Annotated in this window: 18 protein-coding genes; 12 read left to right on the top strand and 6 right to left on the bottom strand. The window is 46.3% G+C overall.

Annotated features, from left to right (window positions below; genetic code table 11):
- The first annotated feature begins 20 nt into the window (after positions 1-20).
- Both QUB24_RS18655 and QUB24_RS18650 read left to right on the top strand, forming a co-directional pair.
- Entirely contained in the window at positions 21-3,527 is a 3,507-nt protein-coding gene (locus tag QUB24_RS18655; RefSeq protein WP_333154662.1) for a glycosyltransferase, read from the top strand.
- Between the two features lie 71 nt (positions 3,528-3,598).
- Entirely contained in the window at positions 3,599-4,927 is a 1,329-nt protein-coding gene (locus tag QUB24_RS18650; RefSeq protein ID WP_333154661.1) for a GH39 family glycosyl hydrolase, read from the top strand.
- A 338-nt stretch (positions 4,928-5,265) separates the two neighbouring features.
- On the opposite strand, the gene QUB24_RS18645 is transcribed toward QUB24_RS18650, so the two are convergent.
- The gene (locus QUB24_RS18645) at positions 5,266-5,565 is read right to left on the bottom strand and encodes a contact-dependent growth inhibition system immunity protein (RefSeq protein WP_333154660.1); all 300 of its coding nucleotides are present in this window, start codon (positions 5,563-5,565) and stop codon (positions 5,266-5,268) included.
- A complete protein-coding gene (locus QUB24_RS18640) occupies positions 5,562-6,101 on the bottom strand; it encodes an RNase A-like domain-containing protein (RefSeq protein WP_333154659.1) in 540 nt (179 codons plus the stop codon). Before QUB24_RS18640 ends, QUB24_RS18645 begins: the two co-directional genes overlap by 4 nt.
- A gap of 417 nt (positions 6,102-6,518) precedes the next feature.
- Between QUB24_RS18640 and rfbF the strand changes: the two genes are divergently transcribed.
- The 5 genes from rfbF (at position 6,519) to QUB24_RS18615 (ending at position 11,504) form a co-directional block, all read left to right on the top strand.
- Entirely contained in the window at positions 6,519-7,295 is a 777-nt protein-coding gene (gene rfbF, locus QUB24_RS18635) for a glucose-1-phosphate cytidylyltransferase (protein WP_333154658.1), read from the top strand.
- A 185-nt stretch (positions 7,296-7,480) separates the two neighbouring features.
- Positions 7,481-8,545 carry an acyl-CoA dehydrogenase family protein gene (locus tag QUB24_RS18630; protein ID WP_333154657.1) on the top strand — a complete coding sequence of 355 codons (1,065 nt, stop codon included), beginning with the start codon at positions 7,481-7,483 and terminating at the stop codon, positions 8,543-8,545.
- Between the two features lie 132 nt (positions 8,546-8,677).
- Positions 8,678-9,409 carry a cyclase family protein gene (locus QUB24_RS18625; protein ID WP_333154656.1) on the top strand — a complete coding sequence of 244 codons (732 nt, stop codon included), beginning with the start codon at positions 8,678-8,680 and terminating at the stop codon, positions 9,407-9,409.
- 248 nt (positions 9,410-9,657) lie between these two features.
- Entirely contained in the window at positions 9,658-10,404 is a 747-nt protein-coding gene (locus QUB24_RS18620; RefSeq protein WP_333154655.1) for a DUF1995 family protein, read from the top strand.
- A 329-nt stretch (positions 10,405-10,733) separates the two neighbouring features.
- A complete protein-coding gene (locus QUB24_RS18615) occupies positions 10,734-11,504 on the top strand; it encodes a metallophosphoesterase family protein (protein WP_333154654.1) in 771 nt (256 codons plus the stop codon).
- Positions 11,505-11,819: 315 nt separating this feature from the next.
- On the opposite strand, the gene QUB24_RS18610 is transcribed toward QUB24_RS18615, so the two are convergent.
- The gene (locus tag QUB24_RS18610; protein WP_333154653.1) at positions 11,820-12,671 is read right to left on the bottom strand and encodes a M48 family metallopeptidase; all 852 of its coding nucleotides are present in this window, start codon (positions 12,669-12,671) and stop codon (positions 11,820-11,822) included.
- Positions 12,672-13,044: 373 nt separating this feature from the next.
- On the opposite strand from QUB24_RS18610, the gene QUB24_RS18605 reads away from it, so the two are divergent.
- The gene (locus QUB24_RS18605) at positions 13,045-13,569 is read left to right on the top strand and encodes a DUF4330 domain-containing protein (RefSeq protein ID WP_333154652.1); all 525 of its coding nucleotides are present in this window, start codon (positions 13,045-13,047) and stop codon (positions 13,567-13,569) included.
- Positions 13,570-13,722: 153 nt separating this feature from the next.
- Here the strand turns inward: QUB24_RS18605 and QUB24_RS18600 are convergent, their stop codons facing one another.
- Positions 13,723-14,628 (bottom strand): alpha/beta hydrolase, encoded by a 906-nt coding sequence (locus tag QUB24_RS18600; RefSeq protein ID WP_333154651.1) that lies wholly within the window; start codon positions 14,626-14,628, stop codon positions 13,723-13,725.
- A gap of 529 nt (positions 14,629-15,157) precedes the next feature.
- Between QUB24_RS18600 and QUB24_RS18595 the strand changes: the two genes are divergently transcribed.
- Positions 15,158-15,772 (top strand): hypothetical protein, encoded by a 615-nt coding sequence (locus tag QUB24_RS18595; protein WP_333154650.1) that lies wholly within the window; start codon positions 15,158-15,160, stop codon positions 15,770-15,772.
- On the opposite strand, the gene QUB24_RS18590 is transcribed toward QUB24_RS18595, so the two are convergent.
- Positions 15,740-16,693 (bottom strand): hypothetical protein, encoded by a 954-nt coding sequence (locus QUB24_RS18590; RefSeq protein WP_333154649.1) that lies wholly within the window; start codon positions 16,691-16,693, stop codon positions 15,740-15,742. The two genes, QUB24_RS18595 and QUB24_RS18590, sit on opposite strands and share 33 nt — an antisense overlap.
- Positions 16,694-17,610: 917 nt before the next feature.
- On the opposite strand from QUB24_RS18590, the gene QUB24_RS18585 reads away from it, so the two are divergent.
- From QUB24_RS18585 to QUB24_RS18575, 3 genes are all read left to right on the top strand, one after another.
- The gene (locus QUB24_RS18585) at positions 17,611-18,513 is read left to right on the top strand and encodes an MBL fold metallo-hydrolase (RefSeq protein WP_333154648.1); all 903 of its coding nucleotides are present in this window, start codon (positions 17,611-17,613) and stop codon (positions 18,511-18,513) included.
- A gap of 242 nt (positions 18,514-18,755) precedes the next feature.
- Positions 18,756-19,970, top strand: a complete 1,215-nt coding sequence (locus QUB24_RS18580; RefSeq protein ID WP_333154647.1) for a bifunctional riboflavin kinase/FAD synthetase — start codon at positions 18,756-18,758, stop codon at positions 19,968-19,970.
- 178 nt (positions 19,971-20,148) lie between these two features.
- On the top strand, positions 20,149-21,057 hold the full coding sequence (locus QUB24_RS18575; protein ID WP_333154646.1) for a MoxR family ATPase: 909 nt from the start codon (positions 20,149-20,151) through the stop codon (positions 21,055-21,057).
- Between the two features lie 364 nt (positions 21,058-21,421).
- Here QUB24_RS18575 and QUB24_RS18570 read toward each other — a convergent pair whose 3' ends face one another.
- Complete coding sequence (locus tag QUB24_RS18570; protein ID WP_333154645.1) at positions 21,422-22,621, bottom strand: glycosyltransferase; 1,200 nt, start codon at positions 22,619-22,621, stop codon at positions 21,422-21,424.
- Between the last annotated feature and the right edge of the window lie 63 nt (positions 22,622-22,684).

The raw sequence follows: 22,684 nt of genomic DNA, 5'->3' as shown, positions 1-22,684 counted from the left end.
CCTTATCACCGATAAAATTCATGTCAATAGCAAATCCGACACCGCGAGTAAGTGTAATTATTCCAGCATATAATGGCGAGCGCTACATCGCGCAAGCGGTAGAAAGCGTCATCAGCCAAACCTATAAAAACTGGGAAATTATCGTCGTAGACGACGGCTCAACCGACGACACCCGCCAAGCATTGCAGGCTTATTTTGACAAAATTCGCTATGTTTATCAGGAAAACCAAGGAGTAGCTGCCGCCCGCAACCGAGGAATTCAGGAATCCCGAGGTGAATTAATTGCTTTTTTAGATCAAGATGACTTTTTCTTGTCCGATAAGTTGGCTGGACAAGTTGCGTTATTTGACGCTCAGCCATCACTAGGAATTGTTAATAGTGGCTGGCGAATTGTTAAAGAGCAAGGCGAAAGTATTTGCGATATAAAACCCTGGGAATACTTTCCTCAGCTCGACTTAAAAACCTGGATTGTTTATATGCCCCTACTTCCCAGCGCCATGATGTTTTCGCGGGCGTGGCTGGAACGAGTCGGTGGCTTTGATTCTCAGTATGATTCAGTAGATGATGCCGACTTAATTGTGCGTTTATCACTATCTGGGTGCGAAGCTGTTTGGTTGCCTCAAGTGACAGTATGCTACCGCCAGCACGGGCAAAATGTGTCCATCCAGAGAGCGATAAAACAGGCAAACCTTTGTATTAAATTAAAGCAAAATTTCTTCAGTAGAGCCGACTTACCAGAGGACATCCGCCAATTAGAAAAGCTGGCTTTTTATGAGGCTATGACATGGATGGCGTGGCAACTTTACTACAGCGGCTATCCGGCAGAAATGACTGAGTATTTGCAAAATTCTTTGGATTATACCCCGTACTCCCTGACAGCAACTATAGCAGATTGGGTAAAGCGCATCACCGGAATTGCTAAGACCTACGGCTGCAAAATCGATGCCATTGCTCTCGGAGAATTACCAGAATGGAAACAGTTAATAGCTAGTATCATCACTCCCAAAAAAGTACGCGTCAGTGTCATTATCCCGACTTATAACTGCGAGCGCTACATTCTCAAAGCCGTAGAGAGCGTTCTCAGTCAGAGTTATGAAAACTGGGAAATTATCGTCGTAGATGACGGTTCAACAGACAATACCAGCCAAGTTTTAGCACCTTACCTCGATTTAATTCAATACATCTATCAAGATAACCAAGGAGCAGCCCTTGCTCGAAATCATGCTTGTAAGTTAGCACAAGGGGAATTTTTAGCTTTTCTAGATGCTGACGACTTCTTCTTGCCAGAAAAACTAGAAAAACAAGTAGCTTGCTTTGACGCTGACCCCACATTAGATATGGTGCAAACAGGTTGGGTTATAGTTGGCAAAAACGACGAAGGCATCTATGGAGTACAGCCTTGGGAAGAAGAACCAAAATTAGATTTAGAAGCCTTTGTTTTCTACAAATCAGTGCGTCCCAGCGCCATGATGCTGCGGCGAGAATGGTGGGAAAGCTTGGGGGGTTTCGATCATCGCTTGCCCCCAACCGAAGATTTAGATTTTGTCCTACGTTTAGCTTTAAAAGGCTGCAAGTCAGTTTGGTTAAAAGAGATATTAACCTGCTATCGTCAGCATGACAACAATCTCATGTCCAACGGCTCCAAATTAATGAAAAATATGGAAATTTTGATGGAAAATTTTTTCGCACGGCCAGATTTACCTCAGCACATTCACGACTTAAAACGCGCGGAACGTTACAAGTCTTTCGTATGGATAGCATCACGGATGTACCGCGACGGATATTTGCCAGAGATGGTCGAAAGTCTGGAAAAATCTCTGTATTACACTCATTTGACAGGCACTGAAACAGTTTTTAATTGGCTGGAAACTTTTAAGGGAGTTTCAGAACAGTACGGCGACAACTTTGATGCCTATGCCTTAACCAATTTACAGGAATGGCAAGACATCGTGGCGATCGCAGCTAACAATCCTTATCAGTTTAAACCCGAGCCCAGTTCGACTTCTCGGCAGCCAAGACAGCACGTACTCCTGTACACAGAAGACTCAGGAGTCGGCGGATTGGCTCAGTTCAACCACTCGCTGATGTGTAAATTAGCTGCCGATGGCTACCGAGTAACCAGCGTTCAAAGTCAAGCTTCTAACCCTTTAATTGCCGAACAAAAACAGCTAGGTATCGAACATATTTGGCTAGAGTTCGACACGATGAAAGAGTTTTTGCGAATAGCTTACAATTTGGATGATGCTCAAAAGATTTACGCCCAGGCTCGACCGGATTTAATTATATTTAGTGACGGGTGGCCGATGGCTAACTTTGCAGCCAAACAAGTTGCGATCGAGCAAAATATACCGTACATCATCAGTCTGGGTTATATCAATCGCAATTATGAAACCTTCGATCGCGGCGATCAAATCCCCTATTTCGATGCAGTTGCCTACCAGTACATTGTAGCCAAAGCAGCAGTAGCAGTTTCCCACGAGAATTTAAACTTGTTCCGAAGTCTATTTAAAGCGCCTCTAGAACGAGGAAAAGTAATCTATTATGGCAGACCAAATAGTTATTTTGAGCCGCCAAATCTTTCCACTCGCCAACGCCTGCGTCAAGAACAAGGAATCCCCGAAAATGCTGTCGTTTGTTTTACGGCGGCGAGATTGACTCCAATTAAAGGATATCAGTATCAATTGCAGGCGATCGCCCAATTGAAAAATCGTCCAATTTGGCCCCAAATTTACTTTGTTTGGGCTGGGCCTGGGTCTACTACTCACGACAATATGGAACCTGAATTAAGAGCAACTGTGAGCAAATTGGGAGTAGAAGAACAGGTTAAATTTTTAGGACAGCGCTGGGATATTGCCGATTGGCTCGACGCCAGCGACATCTTTATTTTATCTTCCCAAGCAGAAGGAATGCCGTTAGCAATTATGGAAGCAATGGCGAAAGGATTGCCCGTAATTGCCACAGCAGTCAGCGGGATTCCTGAAGAATTGGGAGATACGGGAAAGTTGCTCCCCGATCCTACAATCGACCCAGAAGGAACAGTAAAAGAGTTAGTAGAAACGGTGGAAATATGGGCAGACAATCCAGAATCGCGTAGACTTGCAGGACAAGCGTGCAAAGCGCGATCCCAAGAACTATTCAAAGAAGAACGGATGCTTCGGGAATATGGAGAAATAATTGAACAGGCATTGGTAAGTGACGATGATATCGACAGTTTCTCTATTAGTCCGAAACTCAAAAAGCAGGTACAGCAAGTGGATAGCCTGCTGAAATACTATTATTTAGTGTGGAAAGCTTGGGAGGCTTACGATCGGGGAGATATGTCCGAGATGGTGAAGAATTTGCAATCTGCTTGGGCCTGCACGCCTTATTTTACCACAGAAACTATCTTTGATTGGGTGAAAAATTTTGGTATTTTCGCTGCCGAAAAAGGAGTTAATTTCGATACCAACGAGCTGATCAACTCCCGATCGTGGCAACAAGTGATAGAATCAATACAGGGTTTTGAAGTGTTGTCATCCGTTCGTTAAAACTGAGATTGCAGCATTCTTAGGAACGGGCTCTCCGGCCCATTCCACAAAACATCAACCAAACAAAAGATATGCAATTTACATTCAAGTTCCCACGTATTAATAAACTGCTGCCAATTTGTTTAGCTATTGTCACTGTTCTGTTAATAGCCTATTTGGGACAGCAACCAACTGTTGCCCAACTTCGCTCAAACGTTACAGTAGATTTTGGACAGCCAGCCACCGGTACCATTTCCATGAGTGGCATCCTGCACGGAATCGACACCGCAAAACCGCCGGATAGCTCGATCAAACCCTTGCAGCCCAAACTTTGGCGGGCGGGGAGACTCGATATTTACGATCGCATAATCGCCAGCGGAGCCGAGTTTCAGTTAGTAGTCAGCGACTTGTGGGGCTACGGTAGCAATCCCAATGGCTGGCCCTATCAAAACTACCCCGCATGGGAAGCATTCGTGCGGCAATTAGCTCAGCAAAATAAAGGCAAGAAAATTATTTGGGATGTATGGAATGAGCCAGATTGGAAAGATCCATTTTGGAACGGAAGCAGAGAACAATTCTTTGAAACTTACAAAAGAGCTTACAAAATCTTGCGGGAAGAATTGGGGCCGTCAGCAATGATTGGCGGGCCCAGCCTCGGCCGCTACAGCAAAGAATATCTCGCCGCTTTTTTGGATTACTGCAAGGCTAACAAACTTGAAGTAAATTTCCTCTCGTGGCACGAACTTAACGACACGATGATCTTATTTGTTGACGATCACGTAATTGAGGCTAAACGCAATTTTCAGCAAAGTCCCTCTTACAAGGAACTGAAATTGCAAAAAATTTACGTCAACGAAATTGTCGGCAACTTAGCGCAGTACCAGCCAGGGGAAATCTTAGGTTATTTGTATAACTTAGAGTATGCAAAAGCTGACGGTGCTTGCAGAGCTTGTTGGGATACTCAAGGGCCAAATAAAGTTAGCAATTGCTTCAACAATACGCTGAGTGGGATGGTCACGCCTAATACTTTTGAGCCAAGAGCTGCTTGGTGGACTTACAAAGCTTATGCTGACGGAGTTAATTCACGGGTGCGGAGTTGGTCAAATAACAATCGCCTTGTCGCTTTAGCCAGCAAGTCCAATCCTGAAGGTAAAGCACAGATACTTTTAGGTTATTTCGATCCCAATTTTTCCTCAGCAACAACGGTAACATTAACCCTCGGCAATTTGGAGCAGCTAGGTATTCAAAGAGGTCAGAAAATCACTCTAAAGTTAGAAAAGATCCCTAACAATCAAGAAGGAGCCGTGCCAAAGCTTGTCACCGTTAAAGAAGAAAGTTTTTCGGTTGGTAGCGGCAGCTTGGCTTATGTTATCCCTAATTTCAACGTCCACGAAGGCTACTTATTGACGGTTAGCAAGTGAGCTAGCTATCCTATTAGATTGTGAACAAATTGTAGGGACACGGCACTGCCTTTCGTCCTGTCAACTTAACGTTAAACCGATAGTCCGACAGGGGTTGAAACCCCTGCCTCAAAGCTAAAGTCCTCTAAAAGAGGACTAATGAATTATTCAGTCCTCTTTTAGAGGACTTTGACTATAAGACAGGGAATTCATTCCCTGGCGGACTGGCGGGTAGGCGCGAGGACTAGCGGACGAAAAGCTTAATTTGACACGCCTTGGGCACGGCGCCGTGTCCTTACAAATATATAGACAAATTGTGGGACAGGGCACGGCGCCGCGTCCTTACAAATATATAGAGTTTAGCTGGGATTTTTTAAAGATTTTTGCACCGATTCCAACCACTCTCGGACTGTTTGATTTTCGGATTGGGGGTCGTAGTAACACCCTAATTCATCGAGGATGAATGCTTCTAAATCGGCGGGGGCGATCGGCATTTCTAGCAGTTTGCTGAGTTCTTGCGATGCAGCTTCAACACTTGCGGGCGGTTCGCAGCAGCGGTAGTTGTTCACTACATCGCTGGGAGTGTCAGCTTCTAACGGCCAGTCTTGGTGAAAGTAGGAACTGAAAAATTGGGTTAAATGAGGAAATTGATTGCTCATTGGGGATAGGCTGTGAGAATAAAGTATCCGGGAGGTAATTTGGCGCTGCGCTGAAGGACGATTCTCAGGCGAGATGTTGAAGTTGCTTTGGATGCGCGGCGACGCAGAGTAATGCCAATTATTCTGTTGGCGTTGTAGTCGATCGTATAACGATTACCTTGACTTTTCACCCAAGAGTCGATCGCACTTTGATTTCTGTTCATTGCTTCTGCAATAGCCGCTTCGGCGACGGAACGGTTAGTAAAGGAAGATGCGGCAGAAATTCTCGTTTCGCTTGCGAGTCGCTGTGCTAGTTGTGCTTCGGTTTTGCCAACGTGTCTCTCTAAAGTGTGTCCTCCTGCTGCTTCGTGAAAGTCTAATCCGCTGCCCGGTATGTTGGGCACAAAAGCTATGGTGGTTTGTGGTATGGTTGAGATTTTCGGTGCAACAACCGTGGCGTAAACACCAGGTATAGCCGATTGGAATAATATAATTATTGAGGCGATCGTACAGAGGATACCTAAAAACTTTTTTAGGCGATCGAGTTGATTTTTCATTGCTGTTGAATCTATTTCTTATATTTAGTAGAGGTGTTGGCTTTTTTTGTCTATTTCCTAATCTACCATTCGTAAGTTAGAAATTGCGCGCTGCATTTTAATAGACGGTGCGCCGAGGCGCACCCTACGATTATTCATAAATACACGGTGCGCCTCGGCGCACCCTACGATTATTCATAGTAGTTCGTGATGTCTGTGGTTTACAAAGCTTCACTCACTATGAGAAAATGTTAATAATTCTTTGAAAAAATCACTAATGATTGATGATACATTAATTGATTATCTTTAGTCCTGGACGCACGGGTGGTCAGAAACCGGGTTTTTTTGCGAAATACTTCGTTACACCGGCAGAAACGGCCAAAAACCAGGTTTCTTGGGTTTTGATGCGTAAGTCCCGATCTTTAAAAAATTGAAAAAATGCAAGTAGTTATCCTAGCCGGCGGTCTCGGTACTCGTCTCAGAGAAGAAACAGAATTTCGTCCCAAACCCTTAGTTGATGTGGGGGGACATCCGATTATTTGGCACATCATGAAGATCTATGCACACTTCGGTTTCCAAAACTTTATTGTGTGCTTGGGCTATCGCGGCAACATGATTAAAGAATATTTCCTTAATTATGAAGCCATGAACAATGACTTTACTATCTGTCTGGGACGGCAAAATACCATCACTTATCACGAGGAACATCTCGAACAAGATTTTAAGGTGACACTAGCTGAAACTGGCGCGGCAAGCATGACAGGGGGGCGGGTAAAACGGATCGAAAAATATATCGATCGCGAGAATTTCATGGTGACATACGGCGATGGAGTAGCTGATGTCAACATTGAGGCTTTAGTCGATTTCCACAAATCTCATGGTAAGCTGGCAACTGTCACCACATTTCGTCCGATTTCTCGCTTTGGGATTTTGGAGGTAGACAGCGATAGCCGTGTAGTACAATTTACTGAGAAACCTCAAATCGACGGCTGGATTAGTGTTGGATATATGATATTTAACCGCCGGGTATTTGAGTATTTGGGGGAAGATGATTGTGTTTTAGAACAGGAGCCGATGCAGCGTTTAGCGGCAGACGGACAGTTGATGGCTTACCGTCATGAGGGCTTCTTCTTTGCGATGGATACTTTTCGAGAATACAAGTATTTAAACGAACTTTGGGATGAAGGGAAGGCTCCTTGGAAAGTGTGGCAATGAGTTAGTTTTGGCATTCTCAGTCAGCCTTTTATGAACAGGCAAGATGCCCGTTCCACAAGAGATAGAATTTATTTCTTGTGGAACAGGCATCTTGCCTGTTCTTGATAAGGGTGCACAATGTGAGGAAATAAGTAGGGACACGGCAGTGCCGCGTCCCTACCTCTGCTATAAAATAATTATAAAACATGGATCTTCAAGATATTCTAAACAGCACAGAAACTTACCTGCAAAAGTGCGTTTCACCCCACGCAGAAATTATCGACAGCGACTCGGAAGCCCTAAAAACAGCAGTTGCTGGATTAGAAAATCGATCGCTCTTAGCATTGCGAGTTCCCCAAAAATGGGGCGGTGCCGAAATTGCACCGGAGATTTTTTACCAATATCAAGAATTGACGGCTCGATATTCCGGCGCTTTGTCTTTCCTGCAAACTCAGCACCACAGCGCCACTGCGATGCTTGCTAACAGCGACAATGAAATGCTAAAAAGCAGATACTTGCCCGCGATCGCCCAAAAAGAGTTACGCTTGGGTATTGGGTTTTCGCATTTAAGGCGATCGGGCAATCCGGCAGTCACCGCAACTCCCACAAAAGATGGCTATTTACTGTCAGGAAAAGTTCCTTGGGTAACAGGTTTTGGCTTGTTTCAAAAGTTTATTGTAGCGGCGGTACTTCCTGACGAACGCTCTGTTTTCGGTTTAGTGCCTTTTGCCAATATTGAACGCGAATCGGGTAAAATAGCTTGTAGCGAAATCATGCAGTTAATCGCCATGAACTCGACTAATACTGTGACAGCAACTCTCGATAATTGGTTGCTGCATGAATCGGAAATAATTTCAGTTAAACCTGTCGGCTGGATTTCGGAAAACGACAGCAAAAATATACTGAATTTTGTCCCCGGTACTTTTGGCTGTATTCGAGCGGGATTGGATGTAATTGCAGCAGCGGCTGCTGCTAAGAATTCACCTTTTATAACGGCGGCTTGCCAAAAACTAGAGCAAAAGCTCGATCGGCTAAAACAGAATTTCTCACAATCTCAACATAGCTCGAAAGCAGAACAATTAGCGCTGCGAGCTCAAGCCATTGATTTAGCGGTGCGTTGTGGGCACGCTGCGGTTGCAGTTTCTAGCGGCGCTGCTAACGGTGCGGTACACCCGGCCGGGAGAGTTTATCGAGAAGCTTTGGTTTATACTGTTTCCGGGCAAACCAAGGATGTGATGCAAGCAACGCTCGATCGACTAATCGAATTTTAGATTTTAGATTTTAGATTTTAGATTGAGAGCGAAGACGGTCAATCGATTTTAGATTTTAGATTTTAGATTTTAGATTTTAGATTTTAGAATTGAAGAAACTGTGTTTAATAAATAATAGATATATTTTACCTGATGACAGACCAATTAAACTCCAATAATCTCAAAACGATCGCCTACAGCCAAATTGTAGACTTAACCCATGCAATTCATCCCAATATTCCCATCTGGCCCGGAGATCCAGCGACAGAAATTGCCACAGTAGCTCAAATAGAAACAGACGGGTATTTCCTGCGAAAATTCTCAATGGGAGAACACAGCGGCACTCACATCAACGCACCCAACAGCTTTTATGCAGGAGGCGCCAGCATTGATAGTTATTCCCCGCAGTCGCTCGTTGTGCCGGCAATTGCGATCGACATCCGAGAGCAAAGTCTTGCCAATCCCGACTACACTTTAACAATTGATGATATATTGACTTGGGAACGGCAGCACAAACTTATAAAACCTGGAAATCTAGTTTTATTGTATACTGGCTGGCAAGAAAAATGGGATGACGAGAAAGCATTTTTCAACCGAGACGATCGCGGAATTTGCCACTTTCCGGGATTTGGCAAAGCAGCAACTCAATTTTTGCTAGAAGAACGCTCTATCGCGGGAGTTGGAACTGACACTCACGGAGTAGATACCGGGCGAGATGAAAGTTTTGCGGTTAACAAATTGGTATTGGAAAAGCAACGAATAGTGCTGGAAAATCTAGCAAATCTAGACTTGTTACCTGCGGCTGAAATCACTTTAGTTATCGGAATATTGCGCCTTTTGGGAGGTTCCGGTTCGCCCGTATCGGTGTTAGCTTTTGTTGCTTGAGGCGGTAAAACTTACATCTTGCACTATGCTCAAGAACAGGCAAGATGCCTGTTCCACAAAGAGTGAATTTTTTTTGTGGAACAGGCATCTTGCCTGTTCCTAAAGGGAAAGCCCGATGCCCTTTCCACAAAGAGTGAATTTTTTTTGTGGAAGAGGCATCTTGCCTGTTCCTAAACAAGTAATGGAAAATGGCGCAATATCTCAGGTAAAATTAGATTGAGAGAAGTCGAGTAAAAACAATTAAATTAATGACAGAACTGCCCAAGGATCTCAACGAGGCGATCGCCCAATCCCGCATTGCCACCGCCGCTGCCCTCTCGGACGGCAAAACTCTACTGCAAGTCGAATTAGTATTTCCAGAAATCGCCCTGCAAGCACAGTCTATCACCCTACAATTTCTCCCAGAATTTGAGGAAATATACTCCGGAGTAAAAGTCTTTTTTCCCGACACTGGTGCGGCAGCCCTCGCGCGCCGCGACTGGGGAGAAACACCGTTTAAAGTCACTGATTTGGGTAGCAGTCGCACCCCTGTTGAAGATAAAATATCACCGGAAGATCAACTTTTCCTTTTGATCAATCCAGCCGCCGTAGAAGTTGCCCAAGTTGAAAAAATTTATATAGCTGCGGCCGGTCGCCCAGTAATTCTACTCAACCCGCGCCTGGAAGATGTTGCCACCATAGGTATAGGCTATGCGGGCCGCCAATTGCGCGATCGATTCCTCAGCAAAATTGAATCCTGCTACTATATCAGACCCCTAGACACTGCTGCTTTATTCCGCTGCTACCCCCAATCCTGGCAAGTGTGGTTGGAAACAAACGACGAATACAAACTAATTTCTGAAACCGCCCAAAAACCAGTCGGAGACGATTTAGAGCGGATTTTAGCCGGTTCTCTCCCAAGCGCCGATCCTGACTCCACCGCACCTGCAAAACCTCTAAAAAAGAAAGGTTTTTTGGCAGAACTCCAGACATTCCTCAAAGCTTTGACTCAGTAACAATAGTTAAGGCTCGATCGTATTTTACGGTGTGTCAGCTAGGATTATTTTCGACTTAATCCGTCGGCTAATCGCTGATGCACCCTAAAGCGTGAAATAACTCAAAGCTTTGCCTCAGTAACAGCAGTTGCAGAAGCACAATTAACAGCTTGCCTGTGTTTCTACCAGTAGCTACGCAAACAGGTACTGGTGAGCTTTACAGAATCTTTATAAAAAGCACTATAATGGGTGACACCCCTCCACCGTAAAAGAGGGGAGGCAAATAACAGCAAAATCAGATGCTATAAGCTAGAGATGGGGCTTTTGAGTCAGGGAAGCGGATAAACACAATGGAGCACCGGCGCATTGTTATCGGGGACGTACACGGGCATTACGACGGCTTAATGACCCTGCTAGAGGCACTTGCCCCCAGCTCGAACGATCGCGTCTATTTTTTGGGAGACTTAATCGATCGTGGCCCCAAAAGCGCTCAGGTATTAGATTTTGTCCAGCAAAGTCCCTACCACACTCTGCTGGGCAACCACGAACAAATGATGCTGGAGGCTTTGTCAGGGGTGCCGATGGATATGCGAGCGTGGCAATCTTGGCTCTACAGCGGCGGCGATGCGACAGTAGCCAGCTACAGAGATACAGGGATGATGCCGTATAAACACTTAGAGTGGCTGCGATCGCTCCCCACGCACCTGGACTTAGGGGACATCTGGCTGGTTCACGCCGGCGTTGACCCCCATCTGTCGATCGATGAACAGTCGATCGAACAACTCTGTTGGATTCGCAGGGAATTTCACACCATGTCGAAACCCTATTTTCCCAATAAATTAATTATCACCGGTCACACGATCACCTTTACCTTTCATGGCGTCAGACCGGGCGAATTAGTCAGGGGCGAAGGGTGGTTGGATATTGACACGGGTGCTTATCATCCCAAAAGCGGCTGGCTGACAGGATTTGACCTCAGCTACCGCAGAGTTTATCAAGTAAATGTATTTAACAATCAAGTCCGAATTTTGCCGTTTGACGAAGTAGTTCGGCAATTGAAGCCGCAGCCGATTGCACCCCCGCAACCTGCGATCGATTCTGTTGTTCAACAGCAGTGTTAAATCAATTTGTAGTTTTAGGGTGCGTCAGTTTAAGTTTGATCAATTAAATCGAAATTAACCTGCTTCTGACGTACCCTAGTAATATCATGTCCGGTGGAGGAACCGCGATTTTTGTAGGGGCGGGTTCACCAACAATACGTGCCAATAATTGACAATCTCAAAAACCCGCCCCGACCGGGCTATTATGGTTAATCCATGGGACATGATATAACTGGATTTATTTTTTAACGAACCGCGAAGGCGCGAAGAGCGCGAAGTAAGAAAAGAGAAGAAAATAGAAGAGAAAACAATAGAGCCCCTGACTGATTTATATTTCTACGAACCTAAAAGTCTGCGGATTTCTAGCCTGTAATCCTCATTATTCAAACCTTCACCGCTAGCGAGCTCCGGGTCTATCGCCTGCGAGATAGCAGCAATTCGATCGCCAGTTGCCGGGTGAGTGCTCAAAATGCTCGGAGGAGAAGGCTTGTTGAGCAACTTTTTCATAAAATCAACCATCCCAGATTGAGCGTAGCCTGCTCGCCCCATAGTTTGCAATCCCAACTGATCGGCTTCATACTCAGCTTGGCGACTGTGGGGACGGCGCAAAGCCAATTCCACCCCAATCTGAACCGCCTGAGATCGATCAAGCCCAGTGGCCGAAGCTACGCCTGAAGCTATGGCCATTTGACGCATTTGTTTAATCGCGTGGCGAGCATTAATGTGAGCGATTTCGTGGGCGATCACACTTGCCAATTCTGCCTCATTGTCCGCCGCCGTCATCAAACCTTTATTCACATAAACAAAACCGCCCATAGTTGCAAAAGCATTAATCGTGTCGTCGTCAATCACTTGAAAAGTATAAGGAATATTTGGGCGAGTGCTTTCTTGAGCGAGTCGTTGACCGATGCGGTTGATATATTCTGTAGTGTCCCGATCGCGGTCAATCTTAAACTCGCTGTTCGTTAACTGCTGATTAATTTGTCGGCCAATAGTCACCTCTTGGCGATCGGACATATTCGACAATTGAATAACTTGAATGCCTCGAAAAATCAGTTCGGGCAAAGAAAATGCTTGAGTCGGTTCCGGGGAAACCACCCAGATACCCGCAGCCACAATCAGGGACAGAAACAGATAAATCCCCCGGCCACAAGTACGCCGGCAAGTCAACCAAAAACTTTTTAACATGATTGATACGTGGGAGAAGTTAGATAAAATTTGAGGAAAAACTCGAAAAGTCACTCAATAGGCAGACGTAATTTGAGGCTGCTTAGTTGCTATTCTAGCTTTTTGTCAATTTTTAACCGCGCCACCAGCTTCTGGGCGATCGACCCCCAGGCTAACCAACCGCCGTCAACTGCCTTCTGGCTTAAGTGCCCCAGTCATGCGGATTTTGGGCGATCGTTGTGGTAATATCTTTTAGCTTCAGGACTTACGCATCAATAAAGTATGTCATTGCCAGCGGTAGCTCAGCAATAGCAGCATCTGTTTTTCATCGATGTCTGTGTAAGTCCTGAGCTTGTAAACATACTCCTGTCGCTATCAGTATAATAGGCGATTTATGAAAATTTTGGATTCTCAAGGCCGACTGTTCGGCAAACTCAGCATCCTAGACGTAGGTGCGGCTCTAATCGTACTGCTAGTTGCAGTCGGAATCTTTTTCTTTCCCGGCACTTCTGGCGGTTCCGTCGCCCAAGTCGGCACCAGTATCAAACCTGTAGAGATTGATGCAATTGCGATCGGTCTCAAAGGAACAAACGTTCAAGACTTGTTCAAACCAGGTGATAAAATCAATGTGGTGATCCGCAATCAACCCTCCGGTCAGATTACCATTAAATCTGCCAAAACTCTCACCAGAACCCTAGCAGTTCCTCAGCCCAACGGCACTCTGAAAGCTCTCCCCGATCCCAGAGAAGAAGAAGCATTCAGCAAAAATATGATGTTTACCTTAGAGGGAAAAGGTCAACTTACTGAAAATGGCCCGGTTTTAGGTAATACGAAAGTCAAAATTGGCACTACGCTAGAGCTTGAAGGCAACAAGTACATTTTCAACGCCAGCGTCATCGACGTGCGAGTAAAAGAATAGTCAGTAGTCAGTAGTCATTAGTCAGTAGTCAGTAGTCATTAGTCATTGCTAATGAGGAAGAGGGAATTCATATTCCTTCTTCCTTCTATCCTTTACATCCGTTACATCCGTTACATCCGTTACATCCGTTACAAAATCCGTTGCCGAACTTCTTCACCCTTCCGAAAGCAACTTTAAATATTGCCGAATTAAGCCAATCGTGACAGCGGGAAGTTCTAACTGCGGAGTCAAACCTACGTTTTCCAGAGGTTGAAAAACTTTGATTGCTTCGGGGTTGAGGTTTGCCAACCGCTGACCGATATCGGGCCCGGTAAACTGCGATTTTTCTCCCCAAATAATCGCTGTCGGCGTTGTTAGCTGAGTGATGTACAGCGACAAATCAAAGCACAAATCTCCCCGCACAAAAGACAGGGCGGCATATTCTGCATTTGGTTCCAAAGCAGATGCGAGGTAAGCATCAACAATTTCTTGGTAAACGCGACGCGAATCGGCAAATTGTCGTTGTTCTAGGAAGCTACGGATGCCACCGTCTGTGGCGATTCCCGTACTGTAGAGCAAGCGATCTAAAATCGGCGTGTTGACTAGTTTAGCGAAGAAACTGCTGCCGTAATCTTGTCCGAAGTCCGACAAACCGCTGGGTATGGTCAAAATGAGGGATTTGAAGAGATCCGGCCGTGCGATCGCAGCTCGAATCGCGATCGCCCCTGTTAGCGAAGAAGCTATCACATCTGTCGGACTGCCGCAAGTTTTTTCGAGAAATTCGATCAAAGTTGTGATATAATCTTCAACCTGATAATTTCTGGCCGGATGTTCCGATCGCCCCCAACCGATTAAATCCGGTGCTAAAATTCGATATTCTGCAGCAAAAGCCGGATAAACTTTCGACCATTCGTAGGCACTCGACCCGCCGCCAAAACCGTGAAAAAATACTAAGTTTGGCTTATTTTCCGAAGTTGAGGTCGGCAACCCCATCCAAGGCATTTTTTCAGCAGTGTAGTACACCATTCTGCCGAGAGAAGTAACTATTGATCGCTGACCGAAGCCGAGGGGTACAAGCATAAACTAACCTTAATCGCTGTTATATTTTAGATTCTTTTCCGTCGCCCCGTCTTTGTTTAAAAAACTTGCAAAGCTGGTGGCGTTTTTGTAAAGATTGAGTAATGATTTAAATCTATTTTAGTACAGGTGAAGCGTGAAACTACAGACAGCAAGTAAGTTTTGCGATTTGGGCAATTCGGCTGTGTAGTTATCCTTACCCTTGCAAACTACCGCCGATCGGAGATAATAGCAAAATGATGGGTAAGACCCCTCAACAAAATAGAGTCGGTTCGCCAACCCCGAAAGCAGGCGCTCGGAAAGGAGGAGTATTAGAACTCGCTTTCAGGCAGGCGGGATGTTGGCGGAGGCTCGCCAATCACGAATCATTAATCACGATATTTTGCGGAGCAGTGGCTTTTGAGGTCGAAAGTCTTTGTTGGAGGGCGGGCGATGGGGTTTCGATTCCTAATTCCAGGTTTGGCAATCACGGGGCTCGCCGTTATCAATTCCAAAACACAAGAAACAACTAATCTCAGGGAGGTTTACTAAAATGCAACTGCTCAGAAAAAGGGATCGCGAGGGTTTTATGGTTGATGCGAAAAGTCTTCAATCAGACGGGTTTGCAGAATTTGATACAGCCTATCGAAGCATGGATTTAAACGGCAAAAAGTCTGTTGTCGCCACTCCAGAACGCTCAGGCGCAGGGTCAGAGGTGCGATCGCGCGCCACGGTACCTGCGATCGTCCGCGTAGCTTTAGAAGACTTGAAATGCTTTGAAGTAGTAGAACATCAGTTTGCACATTGGGGGGTGACTTTTAGCAATGCCGTCGCCATCCAACCTTCAAACCCAGCATTTTTCACTGGTTCTGGGGCAACAGTGTTAATGGGGGCCCCCAAAAGCGGACTGATAGAAGTAACTTTTAAGTATCCAGTTCGCTGGGTGTCAGGACTTGTCACCAGTTCGCGGCGAACTGTTTTATCTGCGTGTGACATTGACGGCAACCCAATTGTTCAGGATGAAATGCCGGCGCCCAATCTAGTGGGGTCTAATTCTCCGATCGCCCCTAGGGCTCCCCTACGCGTAAAAGCTCCGAATATTCATCGAATTACTTTTTACGCTTTTGATGGTCAGCTAATAGTCGATGACTTGACTTTTGGATTTTAAAGCAATGCCATAAGTAGCGTCCCAAGTCTGCAAACCTTCGAGAAGGGCATTGCGGACTAAAGCTTCTGGTTCCCGACTCAGCATCAGGCGAAAGCACTCGGCAGCGCGGGAACGGGCGATCCTCTGCGAGGGCTTCGCTAACGAACTTTTGACAGAGCTCACAGGGCCAAACCCACCCTGATTCACCAAATCGGTCATTTGCCGCACAGCAATCAAACGCTTCACGGGGTCAGCATCAGTCAAATCCGCCAAGATGCGATCGAGCGCCACTTCATCTTTTGCGGCCCCCAGACTCAACCCTTGCCGCAGCAACAGCCAGGGAATCGCGATCGTACCCAAATTTTGCAAAATTAGGCTCAAAGCCATCCAGTGGCTCTCAGAGTCCGCCCAAATCGCCAAACTCATGTAAGCGCCCAAGGTAGCAATGCCGCCGGTGCCGACGGCTAAAACGAACCGACGGTTCGGGCCCTCCCAAAATTGCTCGCCTTTTGCTCGCAGCAATTGCCAGTCCCACGACTGCCCTCGGTAAACCAGCATCATCGCTGCTATCCCCAGGCCTGTGGAAAACAGTAACTCACTATTCCACCACCCCCAAACTGCTGCGAGGGTGACAACTGCCAGCCAACCTTTTGATCGAGTCAAACTCTCTAGCAGCCACTTGAGAAACGCAGTAGAAACCACAGGCGATCGGGCCTGATCGCTCTTGCCATATATCCTCCGACGCCTTGTTTCGGCAGTCCGGCCTGTGACTGTTGGGGTTGCCGGCGGGCGATCGTCCGAACTCAATTCTCTCAAAGCTTGGCCCTGAGTCATTTCCAAGGACAATTCGCTCAAGGAGAGCGATTCGAGTTGCAAAGTGCGATCGGACACTTTCACCGGCGATCTATTCCGCTTGGTTGTAGTTTTTTTAACTTGATTCATACTGACTTTTTTGAAAAATAACTTAAAGTTATCCAGGCTTTTTTAGCACTGATTTAGATTCTCGACAAACAAGACTCTAAGCTTCTATGATACCGGAAATTCAAACCCGTGGCGAGTACCGCAAATGCGCCGAATTCCGAGAAATCCTTACCAAAAATAGAGCAATTGAAGATTGTTGAGAAAAGCACCACAGGTTAACAGGGAATATTTCTGCATCGCTCTTGAGACAGAATGGCGATCGGAGTTGGCATGATAGCCAAAAAGCGAAATTTTTTAATTTCCGAAAATAGGGGAATTTTAAGTGATTCAATTCGTCCGCCAAGAAATGCACGACGAAAATTTAGCCTTTTGCCCGCAGGCCCGGACTCTCGCTGCTACCCGGTGTCAGATGAGGCTGGGTTCAGCTTGACCGCTAGGTTAGGGCACCGCAGCCTCCGGGCGGGCAGAGAATCCAGACACAGACAAGTATTGTTGGATAATTAGCAGGAGCATTCCTAAACTGCTAAGATTTTTGAATTAATGGGAGTTGAGGAAGCCCATCATCCGGGTTCAAACCGGTAAAGCAGCAAGGCAAGCAACCGACCGCGCAATCCGGTTCGGCAATTGCGGAGGCTGGAACAAACAGCGGCTTTTGACCAAACTCAGACAGAACTGCTGCCCCAAAGTGTGTCTGCGGAGGTTAGGCTAGTGAAGAGAGGAAAAGAATAGTTACGATCGAGACTTGATTAGTCTACCTTGTAATTTATTGCTCAGTTGTCAAGCCCAACAGTTTTGCATTCTCGCGATGAGCGAGACTCTTGGCACTTCCAACAAGTGGGGAACTCGACCGTCAAAGAACTTGGGTTTGATGGTAAAGCCCTTAGTAATATGTAAACACCTTACCGATAACTCGCCGGAACAATCTTGCAAGAAAACCCATGTCTAGTATGCAAAGCCAATTCACGGTTCACTTCTGGGGCGTTAGAGGTAGCATAGCGTCTCCCGGGGCAGAAACAGTACGTTACGGGGGCAACACGCCCTGTGTAGAAATGCGAGTGGGTGACAGTCGCCTAATTTTCGATGGCGGTACTGGATTGCGGGTTTTGGGACAAACTCTCCTGTCCCAGATGCCCGTAAAAGCTCATATGTTTTTTACTCACTCTCACTGGGATCACATTCAAGGATTCCCATTTTTTGTCCCAGCTTTTATTCCTGGGAACTGCTTTCACATCTATGGGGCTATTGCTCCTAATAAGGCTACTATCCAGCAGCGCCTCCACGACCAGATGCTGCACCCCAATTTTCCGGTACCCCTGCAAATTATGGGGGCAGACCTGAAATTTAACGATATAGAAGTGGGCAAACCGCTGGAACTCGGAGAGATTAAGGTGGAAACTGCTTTGCTGAACCATCCGGGCGAAGCTATAGGCTACCGCGTAAACTGGCGGGGGTATTCGGCTGCTTACGTGACTGATACCGAACATTTTCCCGATCGTTTAGACGAAAATGTGCTGTATTTAGCTCAAAATGCTGATGTGCTGATTTACGACGCTACTTATACCGATGAGGAGTATTATGCGGAGAAAAGCAGCAAGGTCGGCTGGGGACATTCGACTTGGCAGGAAGCGGTGAAGGTGGCAAAGGCTGCTAATGTCAAAAAGTTGGTGATTTTTCACCACGACCCGCTGCACAATGACGAGTTTTTAGACAGGGTGGGAGAAGAAGTGGCTCAAAGGTTCCCGAATAGTTTGATGGCGCGGGAAGGTTTGTCGTTACAATTGCTGCCTCCTGATAACGATTTGTCTGAAGCGTCGGTGCAAGCGCCTCAAGTGCCTGTCTGAGGGATGTGACATTGCCAGATGGTTCTGAAATCTTGAGGTCGGAAATCTCAAATTTAAGTTAGGGCTGACCTCAAAGACGGATACAAGCCCCCGGCTTAAGTCGTGGAAAACCAAAAAGTTTAGACCAAAGTTCAACCTTCCAGATTTATCTGTGGAGTCAAATCTAAAATCTAAAATCTAAAATCTAAAATCTAACATCGACTGGCGATCGCAATCTGGCTAAGTATGTCAAAATTTTAAGCGTGTGGGTAACTTCTTCTTGTACCGCTGCTCTGACTCCAACTTCTGTTGCCTTGGGAAACTTTGATGGTTTGCACCTAGGGCATCGACAAGTCGTGCAGCCAATTTTACATCGATCGCCTGGGCAAAATTCTGCGACGGTGATTGCGTCGGGGCAAAACTTGCTCTCCAACGCTGGCAAGGATCAAAATTTGGAAACAGAACATCCGGCGACCTGCGAAAATGACTCAGCAGCACCGCCCGATCGAGCCGACAGCAGCCAGAATTTCGATGGTTTGATAGGCCCTAGGGCAGAGGGCAACAGCCTCTCTGGGATAGATTCTGATGGGGTCGATCGGCTTTATAGCACTGTGGTGACATTCGATCCGCACCCGCAAGAATTTTTTACGGGTCAACCGAAAAAACTGCTGACGCCTCTGGCAGAAAAGGTAGAATTGCTCGCAGCCATGGGCGTCGAGCAACTTGTGCTGCTGCCGTTCGATCGAGAATTGGCCGCTTTGACTGCTTGTGAGTTTGTCGAGGAAATTTTGGTGCGACAACTAAAAGCGAGTCGAATTAGTGTGGGGGTTGATTTTCGGTTTGGACGGGGACGCGCAGGGACGGCTGTGGATTTGCAGTCGATCGCCTCTGGTTACGGTATTGATGTTGCTCTTGTACCGCTGCATAATTGCGGTGAGGGCGATCGGATCAGCAGTTCTGCAATCCGCGAAGGTCTGGCATCCGGCGACCTCACAAGAGCGAATCAGTTGCTGGGGCGACCTTACAGTTTAGTCGGGACTGTGGTTGGGGGACAGCGGCTGGGTAGGACGATCGGATTTCCTACTGCTAATATCGAACTGCCGCCGGAAAAATTTTTGCCACGTTTTGGCGTGTACGCGGTGCGAGTCTCGGTGAAGCATGGAGGGGAAAAGATGAAAGAGGAAAGTTCTTCCTATCAGCGGGAAAACCCCAAATCTGTAATCCCCGGCATAGCATCAAATTTATCTTTTGTCAATGGGGTGATGAATGTTGGCTGCCGCCCGACGGTAGACGGTCTGCAACCCACTGTGGAAGTTCACCTGTTAGATTGGTCTGGGGATTTGTATGGTCAAACCTTGAGTGCGAGTTTGGTAGAGTTTTTGCGACCAGAACAAAAATTCGCTTCTCTGGATGCTCTCAAAACTCAAATTCAGGCAGATTGTGATATTGCTAGAAGCCTCTTAACTGCTAAAGTCTAATAATTATGTGATCTAGAACAGGCGATCGCTTTTAAAAATGGTGCAAGATGAGTCAAACTAAATTCTAGTTGTACAAATACGAAGTCCGCAAGGCAAAGAGTCAAGAATTTGGCAATCTTGATATCTTTTCAACAATTAGCAATTAGCAATTCGCAATTAACAATTAGAAATCAGGGATATGAGACAACATATTGAGCGACTGAAACAAAATCTAGGCAAAACTATTGTTGGCAAAGGCGATGCTATTCGCTTGGTGCTGGTAGCCGTGCTTTCGGGCGGTCACGCGCTGCTGGAAGACGTGCCGGGTGTGGGAAAAACGCTGCTGGCGAAGTCTTTGGCGCGATCTATTGATGGCAAGTTTCAGCGGATTCAGTGCACTCCCGATTTGTTACCGACGGATATCACCGGTACTAATATTTGGAATCCGCGCAGCGGAGAGTTTGAGTTTTTGCCGGGACCAGTTTTTGCTAATGTTTTGCTTGCCGATGAAATCAATCGGGCGACGCCACGAACTCAGTCAGCTTTGCTGGAAGTGATGGAAGAAAAGCAGGTGACAGTAGATGGAGTTTCTCGAAATGTTCCGACGCCGTTTTTTGTGATTGCGACTCAGAACCCGATCGAATATCAAGGCACTTTTCCGCTACCGGAAGCCCAGATGGATCGGTTTACTTTGTCTTTGACTTTGGGCTATCCCGCTGCGTTGGAAGAGTTGCAAATGTTGGAACGGCTTTCTGATAGTTTTGCTGTTGAAGATTTGCAGCCTTGTATTTCTTTGGAAGAGGTGCAGGAATTGCGCCGTTTGTGCGCTGGTGTGAAGGTGGAAGGCTCTTTGAAACAGTATATTGTAGATTTGGTGCGATCGACGCGGGAAGATGAGGAGATTACTCTGGGGGTGAGTCCCCGGGGTGCGGTGGCTTTGCACCGGGCGTTGCAGGCTTTGGCGTTTATGGAGGGCCGGGATTATGGGACTCCTGATGATGTGAAATATTTGGCACCGCACGTACTTTCTCACAGGTTGATTCCGGCGGGCGGAAGGAGGGCTAAGACGATTGTTGACAAGTTGTTGCGATCAGTTCCTATTCCTTAAAAAGTTTGTAAGTAGGTTGCTTTAATTAAAGGAACAGGCAAGATGTCTGTTCCACAAACAATTACAGCTTAATTAAAGGAACAGGCTTTCCGGCCTGTTCCACAAACAATTACAGCTTAATTAAAGGAACAGGCTTTCCGGCCTGTTCCACAAACAATAAAGAATTACAGCTTAATTCAAGAAACAGGCTTTCCGGCCTGTTCCACAAACAATTACAGCTTAATTCAAGGAACAGGCTTTCCGGCCTGTTCCACAAACAATTAATTTTCCTGTGGGGAGTAGGGGTTGGGCATCCTGCCCACCCTTGAAAGACTTATTAATAATGGTGCAAAATGTCAGTTAATCCATAGGTTTTGCACCATTCTCAAGCACTCTCAAACAGCGCCACTAATTTCTTTGCCTCTAAATCGACATTGTGTTGTTGAGCAACTCTCTCTGCTCCTGTTTTTCCCATTTGTTCTAGCTTTTCTAGAGGTGCTTCCAATACCGCGCGCATCGCTACGGCTAATGCTTCGGCGGAACCGGGAGGAACTAACCAACCGCAAACACCGGGTTCTACGAGTTCCGGGATGCCAGCAACATAGGTGCTAATTACGGGCCGATTGAGAGCGAGGGCTTCCATAATTACGACGGGCAAACCTTCAGCAAAACTAGGCAATACCATTGCCCGTGAAGCTAAAATCTCTTGCTGAACTCGATCGCCACTGGCCCAACCGGTAATTTCTATATGGTTTTGCAAACCAAGTTGCTGAATCTGCTGTTCAATATCCGATCGCAGCGGCCCGTCTCCTACGAGTACCAACTTAAACTCTAAGCCTTGAACTGCTAACTTGCTAGCAGCTTCTAGCAATAATAAATGACCTTTTTGTTCGCTGAGCCGGCCAATGCAAGCTAAGCGGGGTGCTGCGGGTATGGGGACGTAGGGTGCAGTTAAAAATGCAGCATCTACGCCGCAGTGTATGACGTGAATTTTTGACCAAAAAGTGCGATCGCACCACCGAAAAAGCTGACTTTTACCGAAGGAACTAACTGCTGCTACAAAGGTCGATCGCTTAATTTTTTCGTCTAAGGAAAGAAGTGTGGCTTTATCAAATTCTTCAGGGCCGTGAACGGTGAAACTGTAAGTCGGGCCGCCAAGTACGCGGCACAGCATTGCGACTGTTGTCGAATTTGTCCCGAAGTGAGCGTGAACGTGTGTTGTACCTGATTCTGCAAACCAATTTAAAAGAATGCAAGCTTCTGCTAAATAAGCTAGATGCAGCAAAATCCCCCGTTCCGAGTGCCAGCCAACTTGAAATGTTAGGCGCAAAGCTTCGATGAATCTGGCTGGTTTGGTGAGAGCAACACGCAGCAAAGCTAATACTAAACCTTTGACTCCAACTCCTAAAATTACTTTAGTCAATTCTTGCTCTAGTTTGTCGGCCCCATCAACGAGTTCTGACTCGCAGGATCGGATCGAAAAGCGTGCGACTTTCAGGCCGCAATTTTCAACGGCTAGGACTTCTCTGCGGACAAAGCTGTGGCTGACTTTGGGATATTGGTTGACTAAATAAGCAATTATCATGAACAGGCTGGAAATGCTTTGAAATTTATTGAGTTTATTTTAGCATGGGGATATGGCGATCTC

Source organism: Microcoleus sp. B9-D4, assembly GCF_036705105.1.
In the GTDB taxonomy this organism is placed as follows: Bacteria; Cyanobacteriota; Cyanobacteriia; order Cyanobacteriales; family Microcoleaceae; genus Microcoleus.
Note: the sequence above shows the minus strand (reverse complement) of the source record. Positions and strands in the feature narration are given on the sequence as shown.